At 68.2% G+C, this 20,858-nt stretch carries 14 protein-coding genes; all 14 read right to left on the reverse strand.

Going from position 1 to position 20,858, the window contains the following annotated elements; translation table 11 throughout:
- Positions 1–9 precede the first annotated feature (9 nt).
- The 14 genes from ACCQ05_RS10690 to tssH all read right to left on the reverse strand — a co-directional run bounded on the left by ACCQ05_RS10690 (position 10) and on the right by tssH (position 20,840).
- Positions 10–336: a hypothetical protein gene (locus ACCQ05_RS10690; RefSeq protein WP_228962324.1), complete on the reverse strand. Its 327-nt coding sequence runs from the start codon at positions 334–336 to the stop codon at positions 10–12.
- Positions 333–3,545, reverse strand: coding sequence for a bifunctional serine/threonine-protein kinase/formylglycine-generating enzyme family protein (locus ACCQ05_RS10695; RefSeq protein ID WP_372393770.1), 3,213 nt, complete (start codon positions 3,543–3,545; stop codon positions 333–335). The genes ACCQ05_RS10690 and ACCQ05_RS10695 overlap by 4 nt, the downstream gene beginning before the upstream one ends.
- Complete coding sequence (locus tag ACCQ05_RS10700; RefSeq protein WP_228962326.1) at positions 3,542–4,267, reverse strand: PP2C family protein-serine/threonine phosphatase; 726 nt, start codon at positions 4,265–4,267, stop codon at positions 3,542–3,544. The genes ACCQ05_RS10695 and ACCQ05_RS10700 overlap by 4 nt, the downstream gene beginning before the upstream one ends.
- Positions 4,264–4,908: a type VI secretion system-associated protein TagF gene (gene tagF / locus ACCQ05_RS10705; RefSeq protein ID WP_372393772.1), complete on the reverse strand. Its 645-nt coding sequence runs from the start codon at positions 4,906–4,908 to the stop codon at positions 4,264–4,266. The genes ACCQ05_RS10700 and tagF overlap by 4 nt, the downstream gene beginning before the upstream one ends.
- Positions 4,905–8,378 (reverse strand): type VI secretion system membrane subunit TssM, encoded by a 3,474-nt coding sequence (gene tssM, locus ACCQ05_RS10710; protein WP_372393774.1) that lies wholly within the window; start codon positions 8,376–8,378, stop codon positions 4,905–4,907. Before tssM ends, tagF begins: the two co-directional genes overlap by 4 nt.
- Before the next feature lie 3 nt (positions 8,379–8,381).
- Positions 8,382–9,698, reverse strand: a complete 1,317-nt coding sequence (tssL, locus tag ACCQ05_RS10715; protein WP_228962329.1) for a type VI secretion system protein TssL, long form — start codon at positions 9,696–9,698, stop codon at positions 8,382–8,384.
- Position 9,699: 1 nt separating this feature from the next.
- Positions 9,700–11,037 (reverse strand): type VI secretion system baseplate subunit TssK, encoded by a 1,338-nt coding sequence (tssK, locus tag ACCQ05_RS10720; protein ID WP_372393777.1) that lies wholly within the window; start codon positions 11,035–11,037, stop codon positions 9,700–9,702.
- Positions 11,034–12,437 (reverse strand): type VI secretion system-associated FHA domain protein TagH, encoded by a 1,404-nt coding sequence (gene tagH / locus ACCQ05_RS10725; RefSeq protein WP_372393779.1) that lies wholly within the window; start codon positions 12,435–12,437, stop codon positions 11,034–11,036. Before tagH ends, tssK begins: the two co-directional genes overlap by 4 nt.
- Entirely contained in the window at positions 12,434–12,973 is a 540-nt protein-coding gene (locus ACCQ05_RS10730) for a DUF6931 family protein (RefSeq protein WP_372393781.1), read from the reverse strand. Before ACCQ05_RS10730 ends, tagH begins: the two co-directional genes overlap by 4 nt.
- Before the next feature lie 8 nt (positions 12,974–12,981).
- Entirely contained in the window at positions 12,982–14,922 is a 1,941-nt protein-coding gene (locus ACCQ05_RS10735) for a type VI secretion system Vgr family protein (protein ID WP_372393783.1), read from the reverse strand.
- Positions 14,923–15,098: 176 nt separating this feature from the next.
- The gene (locus tag ACCQ05_RS10740) at positions 15,099–15,668 is read right to left on the reverse strand and encodes a toll/interleukin-1 receptor domain-containing protein (RefSeq protein ID WP_372393785.1); all 570 of its coding nucleotides are present in this window, start codon (positions 15,666–15,668) and stop codon (positions 15,099–15,101) included.
- A 601-nt stretch (positions 15,669–16,269) separates the two neighbouring features.
- Complete coding sequence (locus ACCQ05_RS10745) at positions 16,270–17,451, reverse strand: hypothetical protein (protein ID WP_228962335.1); 1,182 nt, start codon at positions 17,449–17,451, stop codon at positions 16,270–16,272.
- 73 nt (positions 17,452–17,524) lie between these two features.
- A complete protein-coding gene (locus tag ACCQ05_RS10750) occupies positions 17,525–18,007 on the reverse strand; it encodes a hypothetical protein (RefSeq protein WP_372393787.1) in 483 nt (160 codons plus the stop codon).
- Positions 18,008–18,059: 52 nt separating this feature from the next.
- Positions 18,060–20,840 (reverse strand): type VI secretion system ATPase TssH, encoded by a 2,781-nt coding sequence (tssH, locus tag ACCQ05_RS10755; protein WP_372393789.1) that lies wholly within the window; start codon positions 20,838–20,840, stop codon positions 18,060–18,062.
- Positions 20,841–20,858: the final 18 nt, after the last annotated feature.

Consider the following 20,858-nt stretch of genomic DNA (forward strand, 5'->3'; position numbering starts at 1 on the left):
TGGCCGGCATCACACCGCGGACATGCCATGCCAGTAGACCCAGGCCGCACCGAGCAGCATGACGGCTGCCCACAGGCGCAGAGTCCACGAGCGTAACGCTGCCTGCAGGGCTGTCGGTGGCTGGCGGTCGCGGCGCACCTTCACGATCGGGGTTGGCAAATGGCTCGGCGTTGCGGCGCGTTGTCGCCGCGCGGTGGGCGCAGCGGCCGAGTGCGCAATGGATTGCAGCAAGTGCAGCCGTCGCCGCCGATATTCGGCGGTATCCAGGCGGCGCTCGGCCTGCGCTGCATTCAAGTCCTGCAGGACCAGGTTGGCCCAGGTTTCCCAATCGCTCATTCCACGTCTCTCACCAGGCGCGCACCGATCCCGCGCGATGCCTCGCCGTTGGAACGCACTGCACCGGGGTCGACACAGGCGGCCGCGCCGCGCTGGCTGCCGCGTACCGCCGCGCCATTGCCGTCCTGAACCCACTCGGCGATGCCGCCGGCCATCTCGAGCAGCCCCCAGCTATTGGACACCGTCGCGGCGCAACCGTCCTCGCCGGCGCGGGCCGCGCGCAGCCACTCCGCATCGCGCGGCAGCCGGTAGGTGTGGCCGCTGACGCTGCTCAGCCAGGCGGCGTAATCGCGGATCAGGGCGACACTGACGTTATCCACCGGCGCCGACTTGCGTGTCCAGCGCGATACACGGCAGCGCTGCGTATCGGCGCAGAACAGCGCAAAGTCGGCCACGCTGATCTCCCGCCGCATCATTGCCAACGCACGGCCGGGCTTGGGCAGCACCGCCAGCTCTGGGCCGCGGCCATGTTCACCCAACGCGTCGCTGCAGGTCGCCGCGCCGCCGGACGGCGCGGAAATACGGCAGGGATCGTCGGGCTTGCGCGGCGGTGCAGGCGTCGCCGCAACCGACTCCAGTTTTGGCAACAGTGCTGCGGCAGACGATGGCTGTTGCCGGCCGGCCTTGGCGACATCGCTCTGGAAGGCCCGGAAGCCATCGGCGTCCTGCGCTTGCAGCGCCATCTTGCGCTCGCGTAGACGCTGCAGCACCGCCGGCGCAGGGAGCGCGGTGCCGATCTGTTCCAGCTCCATCGCCAGCTGGTAGCGGCCCAGCGCATGCCGCAGGCGTGGCGTGTCCTGCGCCTCCAGGCCGCGCCCGATGAGCACGGTGGCATCCTTCCAGCGACCTTGGCGGCAGAAGGCGCGCGCAAGGCCCAGGTACGCATCGGTCAGCCGCCGTGCGCCTTCGTCGTGCAGGAAGGGATGGCCGGGGCTGGCCGCCGCGATCCTTGCAAGTTGCTGCTTCACCTTGCTCACGTCGTTGGCGGCAGCCGCGGCGCGCACCGATTCGATCCGCGTGGCGATCTGTGCGGCCAGTTGCGCCTGTGCATCGTCCACCACCGGCGATGGCGGCGGAGCCGATGGCGCGGCAGACGCGGTCGTGGTTGCGACGTCGAGCTCGCGCGCGCAGTCCTGCAACAACCGCGATTGCGGGAACGCGCGGCGCCCGGTGTCCAGCCAGCGGCGCGCGTCATCGGTACGGCCCGCGCCCAGCGCGTCGGCGCATCCGCGCCGATAACTCAACTCGAGTTCGGCATGACGCAGCAGGCCGCTGTCCGGCGCCAGGCGGCGCACGCGCCCGAGCAGGGCCACCACGTTGCCGGATTGATCCTCGAACAGGGTGCCGGCGGCGATCGCGCTGTTCAATGCGGTGTCCAGGCTGTTGAGCAGGCGGTCGCGCTCCTGCTGCATGGCGTTGCGGCGCGCATCCAGTCGCGGCGAAAACAGCTTCCACTGCTCGCGCAAGGCCAGGATGCGCTGGGCCGCCGCATAGTCCTCGCGGCCGCGTTCGGGCTGCCAGTAGCGGTCCAGGCGCGCGAGCAGAAATGCTTCGATCGTGCTGCTGCGGTCGAGGATCATCCGGCGGCGGTCGTCTTCCCCCAGCGACCACAGCGCGGCGCGGGCCTGGTCCTCGTGCGCGAAGCGGTTGGGCGCCTGCGGCGAGAAGCGCTCCAGCACGCCGGCCACCCGTTGCTGTTGCGCATGCATCTGCAGCCATGCGGCGCCGCCAGCACCCGCTGCGAGTAGCAGGCCACCGGCCAGCACGTACGGCAACCAGCGCTCGCGGCGACTACGTGGGCGCAGCTGCTCCAGCAAGGCCGTCATCGTCGGCCGGGCTGCGGCCTCGAAGGCCAGGCTGCTGCGCAGCCCACGATTCTGCAGGCGGCTCAACGTCGGCAACGGCGCTACGCGCAAGTGCTGCGCCTGTGCCTGCACTGCCGATTGCTTGGCGAAGGGGTGGCGGCCGGACAGCAGTTCGTATACCACGCAGCCAAACGCATACACGTCGTCGGCGAACGCCGGTTCCTCGCCACGCAGCATCTCCAGGCTGGCGTAAGCCGGGGTGAGTGCGCCCAGCGTGGCCGCATCGAACACCGTGTGGTCGTCAGCGGAGTCGGCGCCTGCCAGTTTCGCGGCGCGGGCGATGCCGAAGTCGAACACCTTGGCCAGCTGCCCTGGCCCCACCATGACGTTGCCCGGCTTGAAGTCCGAATGCACGATGCCGGCGGCATGCGCGCGTTGCAGTGCGCGGCCCATGCCGTCGATCAAGGGCCAGGCCTCGGTGAGTGGCATGCCCTCGCCCATCCGGCTGCGGATCAGCCCGCGCAGGTCGTCGCCGTCGATGTATTCCATCGTCATGAACACGATGGCGCCGTCCTTGTCGAAGTCGTACACCCGCACGATATGGTCGTGTGCCAGGCTCTGCGCGCGGCGCGACTCGCGCTGTAGCGCGACCAGCGAATCCGGATGTCGGCGGAAGTCGTCGTTGAGCACCTTCACCGCAATGTACGGATGGCGGTCGCGTGCCTCCACCTTGCGTTCGTCGCGCGCCAGGTAGACCACGCCCATGCCGCCGCGGCCGATTTCGCGCACGAGCAGGAAGCGCGCCTTGAGCAACATGCCCACACCCACCTGCGCATCGCCCTGCAATTGCGACACGCGTCGCCAGCTCGATGCGCCGCTGCTGTCGTCGCCGTGCGCCGGCCGCCTGATCCGGGTTGGATCGTCGGCCGCTGCGTGCGACGCGCTCTCCGCGCGATGCCGATTGAGCGGTGCGAGCCGGGTGGCATCGTCGTCGCTGGCCGGCGCTATTGGCGGCGCACTGGCGAAATCGCGGGCGGGCTGCACGCGGGTACGGTCGTCGTCTGGAAGCGACGTGCGGCCGGTAGTACCGGTCGTGTCGCTGGTTGGCAGTGGCGACGCACTGATGAAGTCGGGTGTGCACTGCACGCGGGTGCTGTCGTCGTCTGAGAGCGGCGTGTGGCCGGTCGTGTCGCTGGCCGATGTTGGCGGCACGCTGGCCAGGACGCGTGGGGGTTGCACGCGCGTTCGGTCGTCGTCCGCAAGCGGCATGGGGTGGTTAGTGCCGGTGGTCTGGCTGGCTCGTGTTGGCAGCGCACGGGCGAAGTCGCGTGCAGGCTGCACGCGGGTGCGGTCCTCGTCCTGAGATGGCGTGCGGCCGCTGGTGTGGTTGTCGCTGGTGTTCATGGCATCGCGTTCCGGGGCGCCAGGCGCAAGGCCACGGCGGAAACGTTGTCGCGCCCGGCACGGCCGAGCGCGGTATCGAACAGACGCGTCACCAACGCGGCTGGCTGCCGTTCGCGCCGGCAGTGGGCGGCAATCTCGTCGTCGCTGAGTTCCTTGTTGATGCCGTCCGAACACAGCAGATAGTGCTGACCGGGCCGGCGCGTGCAGACCATCCAGTCCACGTACAGCGCATCGTCGGCGCCGACGGCTCGGGTGAGCGCGCCGCCGGCGGGCGGTGCGCTGCCGACCCGGGTCAGCTCGTGCTTGTCGCCGGCGACGTGGTCGCGCGTCAGTAGCTGCAACCGGCCCTGTTCGAAGGCGTAGGCGCGGCTATCGCCGACCCAGCCGCACATCAGCAGGTCCTGGTCGTGCACCAGTACCACCACGGTGCTGGCAATCACCTCTACGCGGCGCGCGCGCGCCAGCGCACGCAGCTGTTGGTTGACGCGCGCCAGTTGCGCATCGATGGCATCGACGAAGCTGGCCAGGCTGCCGGGGCGCTGCAGTGCGTCTAGCGCGTCGATCACCATGCGACTGGCGAGATCGCCGGCACTGTGGCCGCCCAGTCCATCGGCCACCGCCCACAACCCAAGATCGTCGCGCAGCAGGATCGCATCTTCGTTGTGCCGCCTGACATTGCCTTGCTCGGTGCGGCCAGCAGACACGTAATCGCCCTGGCTCATGGCCATGCCTGCGCTATGGATGCATCGGCGACGACACTGGCACCCAGCAACGCCGGTGCGTGGCGCGCCGTGGGCCAGCCGGCGAGGTGCAGGCAGGTGCCTGGGACGACTCCGTCCATGGCCGTCCACCACAGGCTGCCGTTGGCAATGGTTCCATCGGGGATTGGCAGCGCGGCCGACGTTGCTGCGCTGTCGCGCCGGGCCAGCGCCGCGCAGGCGCTATCCAACCAGGCGGCGTCCTGCGCCGGCTCTCCATCGACGGCGCGCAACACGGTATCGGCCGCGTCCAGCCATCCCGGCAGACGCATGGTTGCAGGGATGGCTGGACGCGTGGTGCCAGCGTCAGCGCCTGTTGGCAGCGGCGCAGCGATGACCAGCGGAAAGGTGCGGCCGACACGATCGACGCTTGCCCGCATTGCCCCGGCCCACGCGGTGGGGCCGGCAAGGCCCGGTGCCAGCACGAAGCGCCACACCGGTGCCTGCTGCGGATGCGTCACCGCCCCTGCTCCGACGGCGTGCAGCAGCACCTGCATTGCCGCATGCCAGGGGTCGACGAAGGCCTGCGGCAAACGCCGATGCACGAAATCGCCGACAGCAGGCAGCTTGCCGTAGAAACCTGGCGAACCTGGCACCGCGCTCATGGGCAATTGAACCGCTGCACCGACGAGGCGGCAAACGGATGGCGCAGGCTGGCCGGCTGCACGTCCACCTGCAGCGCAGTGGCGCCCAGCGCGAAACTGGCGGTGTAGTCCAGATCGCCGCTGCGGCGCAGGCGCCCGGCCTGCAATGCGCGAAACCAGGCCCAGGCACCGCGGTATTCGAGGACCGGCAACGCCTGTCCGCTGGCATCCCAGGCTGCAACACGCACCAGACCCGGACGTGGGCCAGGCCAGGTCATCGGCTGGCTGATGCGCGCGCCATCGCGCACCTCCACGGTCTGCCCGTCCACGTCCAGTTGCAGCCGGCTGATCGCCGCCTGCGGCGGAATGGAGACGGTGAAGGCGACCTGCGGCTGCGCGCCGCCCCCGGCAAAGAACGCCTGCTTGATCTCGTCGGCCAGTTGCGCCCGCGCCAGTACATCGTTGGCGCCAACCGCGCTCATGCCGGCAGTCCACTGCCATGCGCGACCGCTGGCATCCACCTTGCCAAGCAAGGCCTCCTGCGCAAAGCGGTCCATGCGCCCGCCGGGCGCGAACAGCTCGGCAAAATCCCGCAACGGGATGTCGTTGCCGCTGCCTGGCACGAATGGAAAACGCCCACTCACCAGCAAGCCGCACTCGCGCCCGGCCGCCTGCCGCTGGGCATTGCGCAGCGCATCGCCGGCAGTGCCGGCGGCCAGCTCGCGGCCGCGCCCGGACAACACCGCCATCCAGTTCGCCAGCGGTGGCGGCAACTGTTCGGCCTGTTGCGCGGCAATCAGCAGCGCCGGATCGTTCTGGTCGGCGGCGACACCGGCGGCGGCGCCCAGCAGTGTGCGGCTCATCTGCGTCAGCGCGGCAAGCGTTTCGTCCAGCGCACTGGCACCCGGCCCGCCATCGAGCAGACGGTTGAGCGGTTCGAAATGGCGTTCGATCGGCTCGGCCGCCGCATCGGGCTCGGCAACGGCATTGCTTTCCGCAGCTGCGGCGCCGGCAGCATTGGCGCCCTCGCCTGCCTTGGCGGGCGGCGTGCTGCCCAGCCCGTGGGTGTGCTCACGCAGCAGCACCAGCACCGCTTTCAGCGGCGACGCCGGTCCCCCCAACTTGGCGGCCACCGCGCTGGCCTGGCCGGTGTGCGTCACCGGCCGCAACGCCAGGTCGGCCAGCACACCATCCCAGGCCGCGATGTAGTCGCGCTGGTACAGCGCCAGCACCTGGCGCACCAGCTGCGAGCGCGCCAGCGGGTCCAGCGGTGCGGTCCCCAGCACCCAGTCGTCAGCGAGAAACTGCTCCACGCTGCGCGCGATGCCCCCGCCGGTCTGCGCCTGAAACGCCTGCCGCGTGAACAGCGCTGGCAACGGCGCAGACAACGGCTGGCCGCTGCGTCGTTCGAAGACATCGCCGAGCAAACCGAGGCGGCGGTCCAGCCGCGGCGCCTGGTCCGGGTCGACACCGGGTTGCGCCAGCCTGAGACCCCCATAGACCAGTGCCGGCAACTCGGCGGTACGCAGGCTCGCCCGCGTCTGCTCGATCTGCTGGCGGTCCAGCGCAAGCGCACGGGCGCCCTCGCCCGGCCCCAGCAGGGCGCGCAGGTGACGGTTCAAGCCCGCGCGCACGGACGCGTCTTCGGGAAACAGGTGCCGCCAGACCGTGCCTGCCAGCGTGGCCAGATGGGCGACGTCGCGGCGTGCCGGGTCGCCCAGCATCAGGTAACCCTTCAACAACGGATACAGTTGCTGCGGCGCGTTGCCGGACTGCGCCAGCTCACGCCGCAGCGATTGCGCCAACGCCGGCAGCAAGGCCGCATTGAGATCACGCAAATACGCCTCCTGCACTTCGCGTGCCAGCGCCGTGCCCTGGTGCAGGCCGAAGCGCCGCGACCATGGGATCGACGCCCCCGGCGGCATCGCCACATCGCGGGCCAGCGCCAGTGCGTCGAAGCGCTGCAAGGCGGCGGCATAGAAGGCCGCCTCACCAGCATTGGCCGGCAATGCCCCTGCGGGATACGCATCCAGGGTCGCGCGGACCTCGCCGATCAGGCGTACGTTGTGGACGTAGCTGCCGGCCATGCCGAACAACAGGCCCAGGGTGGTGGCGGTCAGTGCTGCCCAGCAGGCCAGTTGCAGCAGCCGGCGGCGCTGCGCACTTCCCGGCTGGCTGCCGGCCAGGCCTGCCTCGGCGAATACCACCTCGTTGAGCAGGCGTGGCAGGAAATAACTGCGCGGCGCGCTGACCGCAGGCGGCAGCCCGGCAGCGGTAACGCCGAAGTGTCGCGCCACCGCCGACAGGACGCGATCCACCGGATGCCCTTGCTGGGTACCCGAGCTCAGGTAGACGCCGCGCAGCCACGGCTGGCCGGCGTAGCCATGGCGGCCGAACGCGGTCTGCACGAAGTCCGTCAACGCCGGCTGCAACAGACGCAGCTGCTGCGGGAAGGACAGTACCGCCGCACGCTCGCGCGCATCGCGCGAGCGTTGCAGGCGATCAAGCACGCGTTGATCGATGCGTTGCAGCAGGCGTTCCAGCTCGCCGGGAAACCGCGTCAGCGGGTCGGTCTGGCCGGCATCGTGCGTCTGCGGCAACGACAGCCCCCACACCTGCGCGCGCGCGGCGGCGTCCAGGTCGGCGAAGAACTCGGCAAACCCCGACACCAGATCGCATTTGGTCACCACCAGATACACCGGAACGCGCGCGCGCAGCTTGTCGCCGAGTTCGTCCAGGCGATGCCGCACCGCACGTGCGTGCGGCGTGCCGGTCTGGCCATCGTGCGCCAGCAGCTCGGCCGCACTTACGGTGACGATGACGCCGTTGAGCGGCTGCCGGCGGTGGCGGCGCAGCAGGTCCAGAAACCCTTGCCAGGCGCCGGCGTCGGCAATCGCGTCTGAATCCTGGGTGGTATAGCGCCCGGCGCTGTCGATAAACACTGCCTGATCGGCAAACCACCAATCGCAATGCCGTGTCCCGCCGACGCCTTCCAGCGCGTGGTTGACGCCGTGCTCCTTGAGCGGGAAGTCCAGCCCCGAGGACTGCAGCACCGTGCTCTTGCCGGAGCCAGGCGCGCCGATCAGCAGATACCAGGGCAGCACGTGCAGACCCGGACCGTTGCGGCGACGCTTGCGCAACACCGCCATCGCTTCGGCAAAGCGCGCACGCAGGCGTGCCTGCTCCTGCGCGGCACGCGCACGGCTGTCGTTGCCGCTGGCATCACCGCCGGGCGCGGCGCCTTGCGCGGCCAGTTCGCCGGCCATGCGCTGCTGACACGCATGATCGCGACGCCAGCGCAGCACGCGCCAGGCGGTCCATGCGAGCAGCAGCACAGCTACCGCCAGCAGCCGCCCACTCACGCTGGCCAGTGGCTGCCAGCGGCCCACACCGAGATACGGCCCGCCCACCCAGACCAGCATGGCCAGCAGGCCAAGCACGGCAGCGTCGGCCACGTAGCGGGCGCGCACAAGATCGGAAACGAAGCGCATGGGTCAGGTCTCTGGAATCAACAGGATCTCGACGCGCCGGTTGCGCGCACGGTGTTGCGGCAACTGCGGCGGGAACGCGATGGGCTGGGAGTCGCCCGCGCCACTGGTCTGCACGCGGCGCCGATCGCGCAGGCCGGCCGCCAGCACCGCGCCGACGCTTTCGGCACGGCGGGCGGACAGCGCGAAGTTGTCCTTGAAGCGCAGCGAGCGCACCGGCTGGTCGTCGGTATGCCCGACCACCACCACCCGCCCCGGCACCCGCTCCAGCGCCGCGGCGACGCGCCCGATCACGCGGGTCTGCTCGGCATCCAGGTCCGCACTGCCGCTGGGGAACATGGCCTCGCTGGCCAGGCGCACGGTGCTGCGGCCATCGCCATCGGTCTGCACGGTCAGCAGCCCGGCGCGCTGCTCGGCTGCCAGCAGCGACGCCAGCGCCGGCGCGGCCGACGGTGTTGCCACTGCCGGCACCGGCAATGCCACCCGCTCCAGCCCGATGCGTGCCAGCTGCGCGCTGATCGGTGCGGTCAACGCGTTGAGCCGGGCATGCAGCCAGACGAACGCCAGCAACAGGATGCAGAGCGAGGCCAACGACGCGATCCACAGCGGTGTCGCCGCCGTACCGCGCAGCAGCGGCGCCTGCGCGCCCTGCCAGTTCGGCGACAGCTCGGCGGGCACCGGCAGGCGCTGGCGCTGGATCAATTGGGATAGCTCGGCCTGACGATCGGCCAGGCGCGCGTGTCCGCCCTGCTCCACCCGATAGCGGCCGCCAAAGCCCAGCGCCAGCGCCAGGTACACCAACTCCAGCAGATCCAGATGCCGCGCCGGATCACGCGACAACCGATCCAGCAGATCGAACACCTTGGCGCCGCCATAGGTTTCGCCATGGAAGGTCACCAACAAGGTCCGTTGCGACCAGCCGCTGCCCTCGCCCCACGGCGCGGCCAGCACCGCTTCGTCCAGCAGCGTGCACAGCACGTAGCGCGCGGCGACGCCGGTCTTGTCGTCGCTGCCCTGCTCGCGCAGATCCTGCTCGAAGCGCTGCAGGCGCGTGCCGCAGGTTTCGCGCAGGGTGGCGATGTCCGGCGCCTGCATGGAGTGCCGCAACTGCACCGCCAGCAACAGCAACGGGGTGGCCGCGCGCACCACCGCATTGCCCTGCATGGCGCCGGGAGCCGCGCGCATGGCCGCATCCAGGTCGGGTGGTTGCGCTGCGCGCGTGGGCGCCCTGCCTGGCGCTGGCATGGCCGCGGCGGGTTGCGGCGGCGCCGCGCTGCGGACCACGGTGGCGTCGTCATCGTGGTGGTCGGCCATCTTGTGCATCTCAGTTCCTCACCGCCCACAATTCGAGCTCCAGGCCCGGGAAACTGCTGCCGAAATGCAGCGCCACGCCACCAGAGGTGCGCAGCGTCTTCCACAGCGACGATTGCCGATCGAGCTCGAAGTAGGCGTTGCCGGCGTGATACGGCACCTGCCGCGGCGCCATCGCCAGCGCGGTCACCGCCACACCGGGCAGTTGCAGGTTGACCAGGTCGCGGATCTTCTCCACCGGGCCGATCTTCGACTCGGTGGGAAGCCGCTTGCGCAGGTCTTCGGCGCGCAGGTCCGCCTTGACCGCCAGCACGAAGGCGGCCGAGTCCAGCAGGCCCGGGTCGGGCAGCATGCCCACCCACACGCCGTACTTGCGTTGCTGCAACGGCACCGCGATGGCCGACTGTTCGAGCACCGCGCTCAGGCTTTCGCGCAGGGACAGCACCACCGGCTCGAAGCTGGCCTGCAGTGCATCGTGAGCGTAAGGCGGAAACGGCCCGCTGCGTTTGCTGGCACGGGTGAACGTGGCCAGCTCGCCGGCCATCGACAGCAACAGGCAATACAGCGCTTCGGGATGCTCCAGCGGCGCGTTGGCCCAATGCGCCACCAGCGGCTGGTAGCGATTGACGACCTGCAGCATCAGCACGTCGGCGATCTCGGCCACACCGCCGCGATCGCTGCCGGCCACGCGCTCGGCCAGGGCCTGGCCGCGCTGGTGCAACAGCCCCAGCAACTCGGCCAGCAGCGTGGACAGGCGCGCCGCGCCTTCGATGCGGCTGGCGGTGGGGATGAAAGCATCGTCGAGAATCACCCGCCGGTCGGCACGGCATTCGACGATGCGCGCCATCGGCACATCCACCAGCCCCTCGCCCGGGTCCGATTGCAGGCGCAGGCGGCTGGCCAGCACGCCCACTTCCAGCAGCACCGTGCCGGCGATGCTGCCGGAGGCATCGCCAACCTCGGCCTCGCCGACCCGATAGCGTGCCAGCCGGCTACCGTCGCCGTCGGGCCAGGCGCTATCGGGTTGGGCGGTGGCACGCAGCGGCAGCGCCAGACTCACTACCTGGTCGCGGCAGTTGGTGGGGACGTCCAGTGGCGGCGGCGCGGGGTCGCGGTCGGGGATGGAGAACGGCGTGCCGTCGGGAAAACAGCCCTGCGCACGGCGGATGCCGAGCTTGCCGATGGCGAGCAGTTCCGGTTCCAGCTCCAGTCGACTGAATCCCCAGGCATGCGGACGCAGTGCACCGGCATGCAGTTCCATGTAGCGCTCGAGATAGCGCTCCTGTTGTTGCATGTGTTGCGGGCGCAGGAACAGGCCCTCGCTCCAGATCACCTTGTTGTAGGGGGTCATGTCCGCTCGCCGTGTGGGGGCTGGCCCTGCGCCTTGGCACGGGCCAGTTGTTGCTCGTAAGCACGGGCAAACTCCTCGCCGAACAGGCGGCGGAAGCGCTCGTCCGGATCGCCGAGCAGCTCGCGGTAGTGCTGCGTGTAGCGTCGCCAGGGGCGATTGCCCCAGGCGCGCAGCGGGGAGTGCGCGGCGGCATCGGCCTCGAACCGCGCCGGATCGAATTGCGCAAACAGGTGCTCGAAGGCCGCACGCATGCCGGCTAGCAAGGCCAGTTGGTGGCGCCCGATGTCTTCCATCGCCTCGTCGATGGCCGCCGCACCGCTCAGGTAGCCCGGGCTGGCGGGTGCAAGCAGACGCGCCACCGCCTCGTCCGCGGTGGCAGCGAACTTGAGCGGGTTGTTCTCGGTGCGCTGGATCAGCGTGACCGGCAGGCGCAGGCTGTTCTTCAACTCGGCGCGTGCGCGCAACACGTCCATCAAGCCAGCGGTCATGGCGGCGAACAATGCAGGTAGCTCGGGCGCTACCGGCGTCTGGGCAACTGCCGGCTGGACGCTGGGCGTGGCCGCGGCGACGCCTGTGTCTGCGGTGTCGGTTGATGCGGCGACTGGGGAGTGCGATACCAATGACAATGGCAATGATGTCAGCGGCTGCGGTTGCGACTGCGGTGGTTCGGCAGGCGCTGCTGGCGCAGGCTGTGAGGTCAATGCGGTGGGTGGCACCGGTGCATCCACCTCGTGCTGGGCGTTGCGATGCCGTGAGAATTCGCTGCGGGTCAGGTCCCAATGCTCGGGCAGCACGACACCAGTGGCAGCAGGCAGCGCCTCGGGCGCACGGTAGGCGTCGGCGGTTGCTGGCGCATGCCCCAACCCGAACGCTGCAGCAGCGCCATCACCGCCTGCCAGCGTGAAAGAGGTGGCGAACAACGCCAGTGGATCGGTTTGCGCCGCCCGCAGCGCTGATGCTCCGAGGTCGGCAAGGACATCGCGCTCCATCGGCGCGTGCGCCGGCGTCGCCGACTGCGTCCATGCGTCGGCGGGATGCCAGGTCTGCGTGGCAGCCGGCGCATCGGCGCTGCCTGCACCCGATACCGCCACATCGATCTCGAAGGCATCGATGCGCAAGGCGTCGCCGGCATGCAGCGGCGCCGGAAAGCCGGCACGCAGCGGCACACCGTTGTGCAGCACGCCGTTGGTGCTGTGGTCCTCGATGAAATACATGCCGTCGAGATGGCGCACGCTGGCATGCAGGCGCGACACGCCATCGCCCTCAAGCACCCAATCGCAGGAGGCATCGCGGCCGATGCGCCCGCCTTCTGTCGCAAAGCTCGCCTGCAGTCGCGCGGCACCTGCCAAGGCGTGCGCGTCGCGTACGGTCAAGGTGAGTCGTGCCGCTGCCGCGCTCATGGCGCACGCTCGCGCACGCGCAGGCCCGACAGCAGCCGTGCGGCGTCTTCGCTCCAGCGCACCAGTTGCTCCTCGAAGGTTGCCGGCTCGCGACCGGCCAGGTGCAGCAGGGCGGCCACTGCGGCCGCGGCGGTCAGGTGGTCGGCCGCTGGTGGTCCCTGCTCATCGGCCAGGCTGCCATCGCTCCAGGCCGCTGCCGCCGCCAGCCAGGCACCGACCGACTGGTAGTCGTCGTCGTCGGCAAATGTGCGTGCGCTTTCGCGCTGGGTCGGGCCCGGCTGCTGCACCCAGGCCTGCGCCAGCCGCAGGCCTTCGCTGTCGTGGGCGGATAGTGCGTGGGTACGCATGCATTGGCACAACCAGGCCACGGCGTAGGGCCTGGGCAGCAGACGTAGCGCCAGCGGCAAGGCGTCCTGGGCAAGCCCACGCGCCAGCAGTTCGCGCACCGCGGCCTCCGGCGCCATCTCCGGTGTCAGCGCGGCGTGTGCGCCAGGAGAGAGCCGCATCTGCCGCGCGGCGGGAAGGATCTGCAACATGGCGGTCCTCAAGCGATGATGGGCGGCATGCCCTTGAGCACGGCCGGGCCGGACGCCTGCAACAGCAGGGTGGCGTTGGCGCGTGCGGTGGCCACGGCGTTGGACTGCAGCAGGACTGCAGCATTGGCGCGCAGGTTCAGGTTGGCCTGCGCGCGGATATCGACGCTGACGCCGGCTTGGACGCCGACGCTGACGCGTCCGTCCAGCGTCAGGCGGGTTCCGCTGAGCACGACCTCGCCGCTGGCCTTCAACTGCAGGCGTGCCGCACCCGTGACCAGCTCGATCTCGCTGCCCGCTTCGATCCGCAGCGCCCTGCCCACGTCCAGCCGGTCGTTGCCGCCGACGGTATGGCTGCGCTCGCGTTTGACCTTGACAGTCTCGTTGCCGTCGACGGTAGCGAAATGGTCGTTCTCCACCTCATGACGCAGATCGCGTTGCGCATGCAGCAGCAACTCCTCGCTGCCCTTGCGGTCTTCGAAGCGGATCTCGTTGTAGTCGTCCGCGCCGCCATTGGGATGGCTGCGGCTGCGTATGCCGCTCTGGGTGCGGTTGGCCGGCAGCGCATAGGGCGGCGGATTGTCGCCGTTGTAGACGCTGCCGATGATCAACGGGCGGTCCGGATTGCCTTCCAGGAAGCTCACCACCACCTCGTGGCCCACACGCGGGATCTGCTGCGCGCCCCAGCGCTTGCCGGCCCACGACTGCGCCACGCGCACCGGGCATGAGCAGTCGGCGTTCGGCGTGCCCGGCGGACTCCAGAAGAAGTTCACCTGCACCCGGCCGTGCTGATCGACCGCGATGTCTTCGGCCTTGCTGCCATCGACCACCGCGGTCTGCAAGCCGGCGATGCTGGGCCTGGGCGTGATCTGCGGCGTGCGGAACGGCTGCCGGCTGCGTAGCGCACGAAACGTGGAAGAAAACGGCTCCACGACGTCGTGGCCACCGGAGACATAATCCACCTCGACCAGCTCGGTGTCGGCGCTGGTCACCAGGTATTCCTGGTTGTGCTCGGCCAGCGGGAAGTCGCGCAGCTTGAACAGCGCGCCCACCTGCAGGCCGCAGGCGTCGGTCCAGCCCTGGTAGTGCGCCTGCGCGACGTTGAGCGCCTCGGCACGTACCTGCGCATGGCGTCGGCCGGCGGCGACATCCAGATGCTCGCCGGGGTAATCGAACACGTCCAGCTCACCCAGTGCCGGGCCGGAAGACTCGGCCGGCGTCTCGTCCACCCGCAGCGAGGCTTTGGGCCTGAGATAGTCGTAATCGTCCAGGCGCACGCGCGTGCTGTGCGCGCTGCGTGCCAGCGACCAGTCGGTGATCGCGTCCTTCATCCGGCTGCCTTTCTGGCCGGGCGGGCAGTACGGGATCTGCGCGAACGACGCCACCGCGCCATGCGCGCCGAGGCTGTCGGCCAGCACCATGGTATGCGTGCTGGCACTGTGCTCGAAGTAGTAGTAGATGCCTTCCTGCTCCATCAGCCGGCTGATGAAGTCCAGCCCGCTTTCGCGGTACTGCACGCAGTACTCGCGCGGCTGGTAATTCGCGCTCAGGCGCAGTTTCACGTCGGTGCAGCCGACATCGGCCAGCAACGCGCGTACCAGCTGCGGCACGCTCCTGTTCTTGTAGATGCGACAGTCGCGGCGCTGACCGAGCAGCCATACCCGGGGCACCAGCGAGAACGCGTAGGTGGCGTATCGCAAGCCTTCGATCTGTTCGAAGCCGGTTTGCTCGGCCTCGGCAACGATGCCGTGGTAATGCCGCACATAGCCCTGTGGCGACGTGAGTTTGACTGCCATGGGCTTGCCCAACACCGCGCGCAGGTCGATCGCTACATCGCGGCTGATGCCATGCAACGCGAACGCATACGGCCGCCCCAGCTCCTCGCGCGCACGCATGCGCACCAAGCGCAACGTCTTGCCCAGCGGCGACTGCAAGGTGATGGCGTGGGCCATGGGTCAGGCTCCCGAAGTGGTGGTGCGGTACGTAGGCGCGGAGGTCGATGGCATGCGATGACTTTGCCGGCTGCCCTGGCGTGCACGGAAATCGAAAATCGCGATGCCACGCATGCCCAGGGCAAGTAGGTCACCCGGTCCCTCCATGGCATCACCCAAGCCGCCGAGGTGCCTGCTCAACGGATCAGGCGCTGGATCTGGGCAAGCACCCGCGCGTAGTCGGTGCTCGACAAGATGTAGTCCCCTTGGTCCCACGCCAGCCCGCAGCGTCCGCCATCGGTCTTGGCGACCGGTATCCGGGTCACGCCGTCACCATTGCTCCCGGGCAACGTGCACGCATCGGTGGTGAATTCCAGCACCAGCCCGCGCAGTGGCCGGGCTGCCGGGCGACCTGCCTTCTGGCCGATGAACTGGTCCCATTCCTGCCGGCACCACTGGCTGTCCCTGAACTCGTCCGTGTAGCAGAACAGCATCAACTGCGCCTGGCGCATCGCCGCCTGGCACAGCGCATTCCAGTCCTCACGCATTGCCCCGATCGGTATCGCGCCTGTCGGCGAGCGCATGTGCGCGCGGGTATCGGGGGCGACCGTGGCACGATCGTCGATCGAGCGCGACACGATCGAATCGACATACACCGCATCGATGTCGTACAGCGCCAGGCTCTTCATCAACTCGCTGCGCAGCCAGTGCATGAAGGTCGACCCATGGTTGGCCATGGCAAAGCTGGTGAGAATCCTGCAGCTCACGCGTTCACCTCCGCCACGCTGCCCCCATCCCCCTGCGCCGCAGACCTAGCATGCATCAGCGTCTTCATGCCATATTCTCCGGGAACTGGCGCGGACGCAGGTGTGCGATCGTTTCGGCGGTCAGTTGCGTGGAGTTCAACAACACATGCTTGCTTGTGCGCATCCAACCCAGCTGTGGCGGCATGCTGACGCAGTCGGGTGCGTGGCGGAACGTTGGTATTGGTCGGCAGGCGTGCAGATTCGTACATCTCGTCGGTCCTCGCTGATGTTGTTCATTTGGATCACCACGTGAGCGACTTCCCTGCGCGGGTGACAGGCGGCTTGTGCCCTGTTCGGCCACCATCCCGGTGTGTGCTGGCGAGATGGTGGCGCGGAGTGGTTGGGTGCCTGCCGATCTCACCGTGTCCGTGCGCAGGCACGGTGCAATCGCAGGTCGTACTGGTCATGGAGCGCGAGGTCCTCACCGCGGCTGGATGCTCTGGAAGCAGCCGCACGGCACCGGATGGCAGCTCGCCGGCAGCGTGTCCGACCTCACCCTGCCCCGGTGGCACGAACAGGAGCTGTCGCCGGTGCTCGGACAGGGACCATGGTTTAGGCCGCCTCAGTCGACCAGGGCGAGCCGGTTGAGCATGATTTCAACCCCCGTGTCCGGATTCGGTTCCGCCGCCAGTCGCCCGCCCAGCGCGTCCAGCCGCAGGACGAGCGCCTGTGGCATCTGCGTGCGCGCCTGCTCGGCACGCACACGCTGACCGAAGCGGCCCTCCCACTCATCCCCCAGGGGACTCAGCGCCCGCCCGTTGACGAAATAGGCGTCATAGGTCATCGGGTAGGCGTCCATGAACAGCAGGCGGGCGTGAATGTTGGGAAAGAAATCCTCGCCGAAGGCGTGTGCGGTGGCCTCGCCGCCGCGCGAGTAGCCAATGCCACCCATCGCTGTCCTGGACAACAGGCTGGTGGTGTGCACCTTGGCTTGACCCACCATGATCTGCTCGTACTTCTTCCATGCCTCGCCATTGCTCAGCCTGTAATGGCGCATTGCCGGCACCTGCGTGCCGCAGGCGTGCAGAAAGCGGTAGGCCAGGTTGAATACGATCTCGCCAACGTTGTTGTTCATCTTGGCGGTGTCGCTGTGGTGCCCCGGCACCGGCAGCACCCAGGTGCAGGTGGCGTGCGGATCTTCTACATGCAGGCGGTGGCCGGCGATCGGTTTGAAGAAGCGCCGCCGCTCACCGGTAGCGAGCGTGGCCATGTAGTTGCGTACGTTGGGGGTGAGCGTGGTGGCGTCGGTTTCGTTGCTATGGCCAGCGCCGGCCACGGGATCCACCGCAAAGATGTTGATCGGTATCTTGCGCAGCACCGGATCCTGCGACTGGTACAACGACCAGGCGATGCGGATACAGGTCACCGCGCCGCGGCTCCATCCCAGCATATTGAGCGTGCTGGGCAGCTGGTTGTTGAGGTTGAGCATCCGGATGAACTCCACCGTGCTCTCCACATTCTGTTGTACGCCATGCCCTACCCCGGCATTGAATGCACGCCCGGCGGTGCTGGAGCGACCGTGCTGGGCCGCGTCCATCCAGGTAGGGCCGCCACCGGGATCGCGCGAGAATGCCAGTGCAATCCGCTGCGGATCGCCGATCGACCCGACCCCTTCGGTGATGACCTTTCCCTGGAACGGCAGGCTCCTGTCGTTGTTACCGAACAGGTTGACGATCTCCGCCTTTTCCGGGCCTTTCATCGAGCTGCCCCCGGTGCCATGGTTGTAAATGGTCAAAATCGTCATCGCGTTTGTTTTCCCTTGCTTGTCTGTGTGAGTTCCCTATCGATTCCGCTACGCCCATCGCGTCGGTTCGTTTTCACGATCGCATCCATCTCCTGAAGGTCACCTCCTGCACTTTGCGCATCCGCACATGCGGAGCCAGCACGGTGGGGATCACGATCTCGACGTCACCTTCCTCGTTGAGAGGTCCGCGGTAGCAGCATCCCAGCCGTCCGAGTTCGGGCATCAGGCGTTTGTCGGCCGGGAGGCCCAGCTGTTGCTTGACGTAGGCGGCCTTCAGTTCCTGACTCACGTTTCCCTGAGCCAGGTAGCGGTCGTCGAAGGCGTACACCGGCAGTGCCCGCGTCAGGCTGACCTCCAGGATGTAGCTGGTCCCCGTTCCGGATTCGGGTGGCTCGACGTTGTCGTTAGCCACCTCGACGGTCGCGCCGACATACAGACCGCTCCATTCCTCGTCGTCCCGACTCTGGTTGACGAACACGGCCGAATTCCATGTGTCGTACAGGGCTCCCTTGAACCCGATCAAGCCGCTGTTGATCTGACTTTTGGTCATCGCCATCACTGGTCTTCCTGCTTGTTGATTCCCGCTTGCATAGCGGTATGTCGGCGCCTCATGGCACCGTAGGCACAAAGCGATAAGCCAAGTCGCCGCCGTCTGCATTCACGCATACGCCTGCGAGGCGATCACCGTGCAGCGTGCGCCCCAGCATCTCGCGCGAGACTTCCGCCAACATGGAATTGGTCAGGATCGCATCAATCATCCGCCCACCCGACTCACTCTCGGTACACCGGCTCACCACCAGCTCCACCACCGCCTCGTCGTAGTCGAACGGAATCCTGTAGCGCGCTTCGATCCGCTTCTTGATGCGGTTCAACTGCAGGCGCACGATTTGCCCGAGCATGGCGTTGCTCAGCGGGTAATACGGAATCGCCACCAGCCGCCCGAGCAATGCCGGCGGAAACACCTTCAACAACGGCTCGCGCAAGGCCTTGGCCATGCCCTCGGGGTCCGGCATCAGTTCCGGGTCCTTGCACAGGCTGGCGATCAGCTCGGTGCCGGCGTTGCTGGTGAGGATGATCAAGGTGTTGCGGAAGTCGATGCGGCGGCCTTCGCCGTCTTCCATCCAGCCCTTGTCGAAGACCTGGAAGAACAGTTCGTGCACGTCGGGGTGGGCTTTTTCCACTTCGTCCAGCAGCACCACCGAGTACGGCTTGCGTCGTACTGCTTCAGTGAGCACGCCGCCTTCGCCGTAGCCGACGTAGCCCGGCGGCGCGCCCTTGAGCGAGGAGACGGTGTGCGCTTCCTGGTACTCGCTCATGTTGATGGTGATCAGGTTCTGTTCGCCGCCATACAGCGTTTCGGCCAGGGCGAGTGCGGTTTCGGTCTTGCCGACGCCGGAGGTGCCGGCGAGCAGGAACACGCCGATCGGTTTGTCCGGGTTGTCCAGGCCAGCGCGGCTGGTCTGGATGCGCCTGGCGATCATCTCCATGGCGTGGTCCTGGCCGATCACGCGCTTGGCCAGCAGTTCGGGCAGGCGCAGCACGGTGTCGATCTCGTTGCGCGCCATGCGCCCGACCGGGATGCCTGTCCAGTCGGCGACCACGGCGGCCACCGCCTGGTAGTCGACCGTGGGCAGGATCAGCGGCGATTCGCCCTGCATTGCGGCCAGTTCCGCCTGCACAAGTTGCAGGCGCGCGAGCAGGGTGTCGCGATCAACCCGCACCGGTGCGTCGAGCACGGCGGTGTCGCCAGACGCTGCCTGCGCGGCGTCGGCATCGGCATCGGTGTCAGCCTCGGCCTCTGCTTCCAACGCACTGCCTGTGCCTTCCACCGGTGCATTGCCGCTACGCAGCTGTGCACGCAGCGACAGTAGCTCATCCACCAATGCCTTCTCGGCAACCCAGCGTTGCTCAAGATCACGCAGCCGGCTGCGTTCGCCATACAGCAAGCCAGCACACGCAGCAGCACGCTCCTCTACTACGATGCCAATCGCACGCTCGCGCTCGATGATGGCGTGCTCGGTGTCCAGCGCTTCGATGCGGCGGCGGCTGTCGTCCACTTCCGCAGGCGTAGCGTGCAGGCTGACCGCCACGCGCGCGCAGGCGGTGTCGAGCAGGCTCACCGATTTGTCCGGCAGCTGACGCGCGGGGATATAGCGGTGGCTGAGCCTGACCGCGGCTTCAAGCGCTTCGTCGAGGATCTGCACACTGTGGTGCTGCTCCATCATCGAGGCCACGCCGCGCATCATGCGCACCGCCTTGGCCTCGTCCGGCTCGTCCACCTGCACGGCCTGGAAACGCCGGGTCAGCGCAGGGTCTTTCTCGATGTACTTCTTGTATTCGGCAAAGGTGGTCGCGCCCACCGTGCGCAGCGTGCCGCGCGCCAGTGCCGGCTTGAGCAAATTCGCCGCATCGCCGGTGCCGGCCGCGCCACCGGCGCCGACCAGGGTGTGGGTTTCATCCACGAACAGGATGATCGGCTTGGGACTGGCCTGCACCTCGTCGATCACCGCGCGCAGGCGCTGTTCGAACTCGCCCTTCATGCTGGCGCCGGCCTGCAGCAGGCCCACATCCAGCGTGCGCAGTTGCACGTCCTTCAATGCTGGCGGCACATCGCCGCGGGCGATGCGCTGCGCGAAGCCTTCCACCACCGCGGTCTTGCCCACGCCGGCCTCGCCGACCAGAATCGGGTTGTTCTGGCGGCGGCGCATCAGGATGTCGACCACCTGGCGGATCTCGTCGTCGCGGCCGATGATCGGGTCCAGCTTGCCCTCGCGCGCTTGTGCGGTGAGGTCGGTGGTGAATTTCTTCAACGCTTCCTGCTTACCGAGCGTGGCAGGCGCGATGGCGCCACTGGCTTCCCCGGGTGCAGCACTCTGGCCGAGCGAGAAACCATCGCTGGGCAGCAAACCCTCTTCCGGCGAGCCGGCCACGATCTGCGCAAAGTGTTCGTTGAGTACCTCGGGCTTGAGCTTGTCGAACTCTTTTGAAATCGCCAGCAATGCATGGCGCAGCCCACGCACGCTCAGGATGCCGACCACCAGATAGCCGGTGCGCACCTGCGCTTCACCAAAACTCAGTGAGGCATACACCCAGCCGCGCTCCACCGCTTCTTCGACATTGGCCGACAGATCGGTGACGGCGGTGGAGCCGCGCGGCAGGCCATCCAGGGCGGCGGTGACATCGCGCGCCAGCGTGGACGGATTGAGCTGGAAGTGTTTGATGATGCGGTGCAGGTCCGAGTCCTGCAGCTGCAGCAACTGATGCAGCCAGTGCACCAGCTCCACGTACGGGTTGCCGCGCAGCTTGCAGAACACGGTGGCGCTCTCGATGCCGCGATACGCCAGCGGGTTGAGCTTGCCGAACAGGGCGGCGCGACTGATGTCTGCCATGGAAACTCCAGAAAAAGT

Source organism: Xanthomonas sp. NCPPB 3582 (assembly GCF_041475735.2).
GTDB classification, from domain to species: domain Bacteria; phylum Pseudomonadota; class Gammaproteobacteria; order Xanthomonadales; family Xanthomonadaceae; genus Xanthomonas; species Xanthomonas codiaei.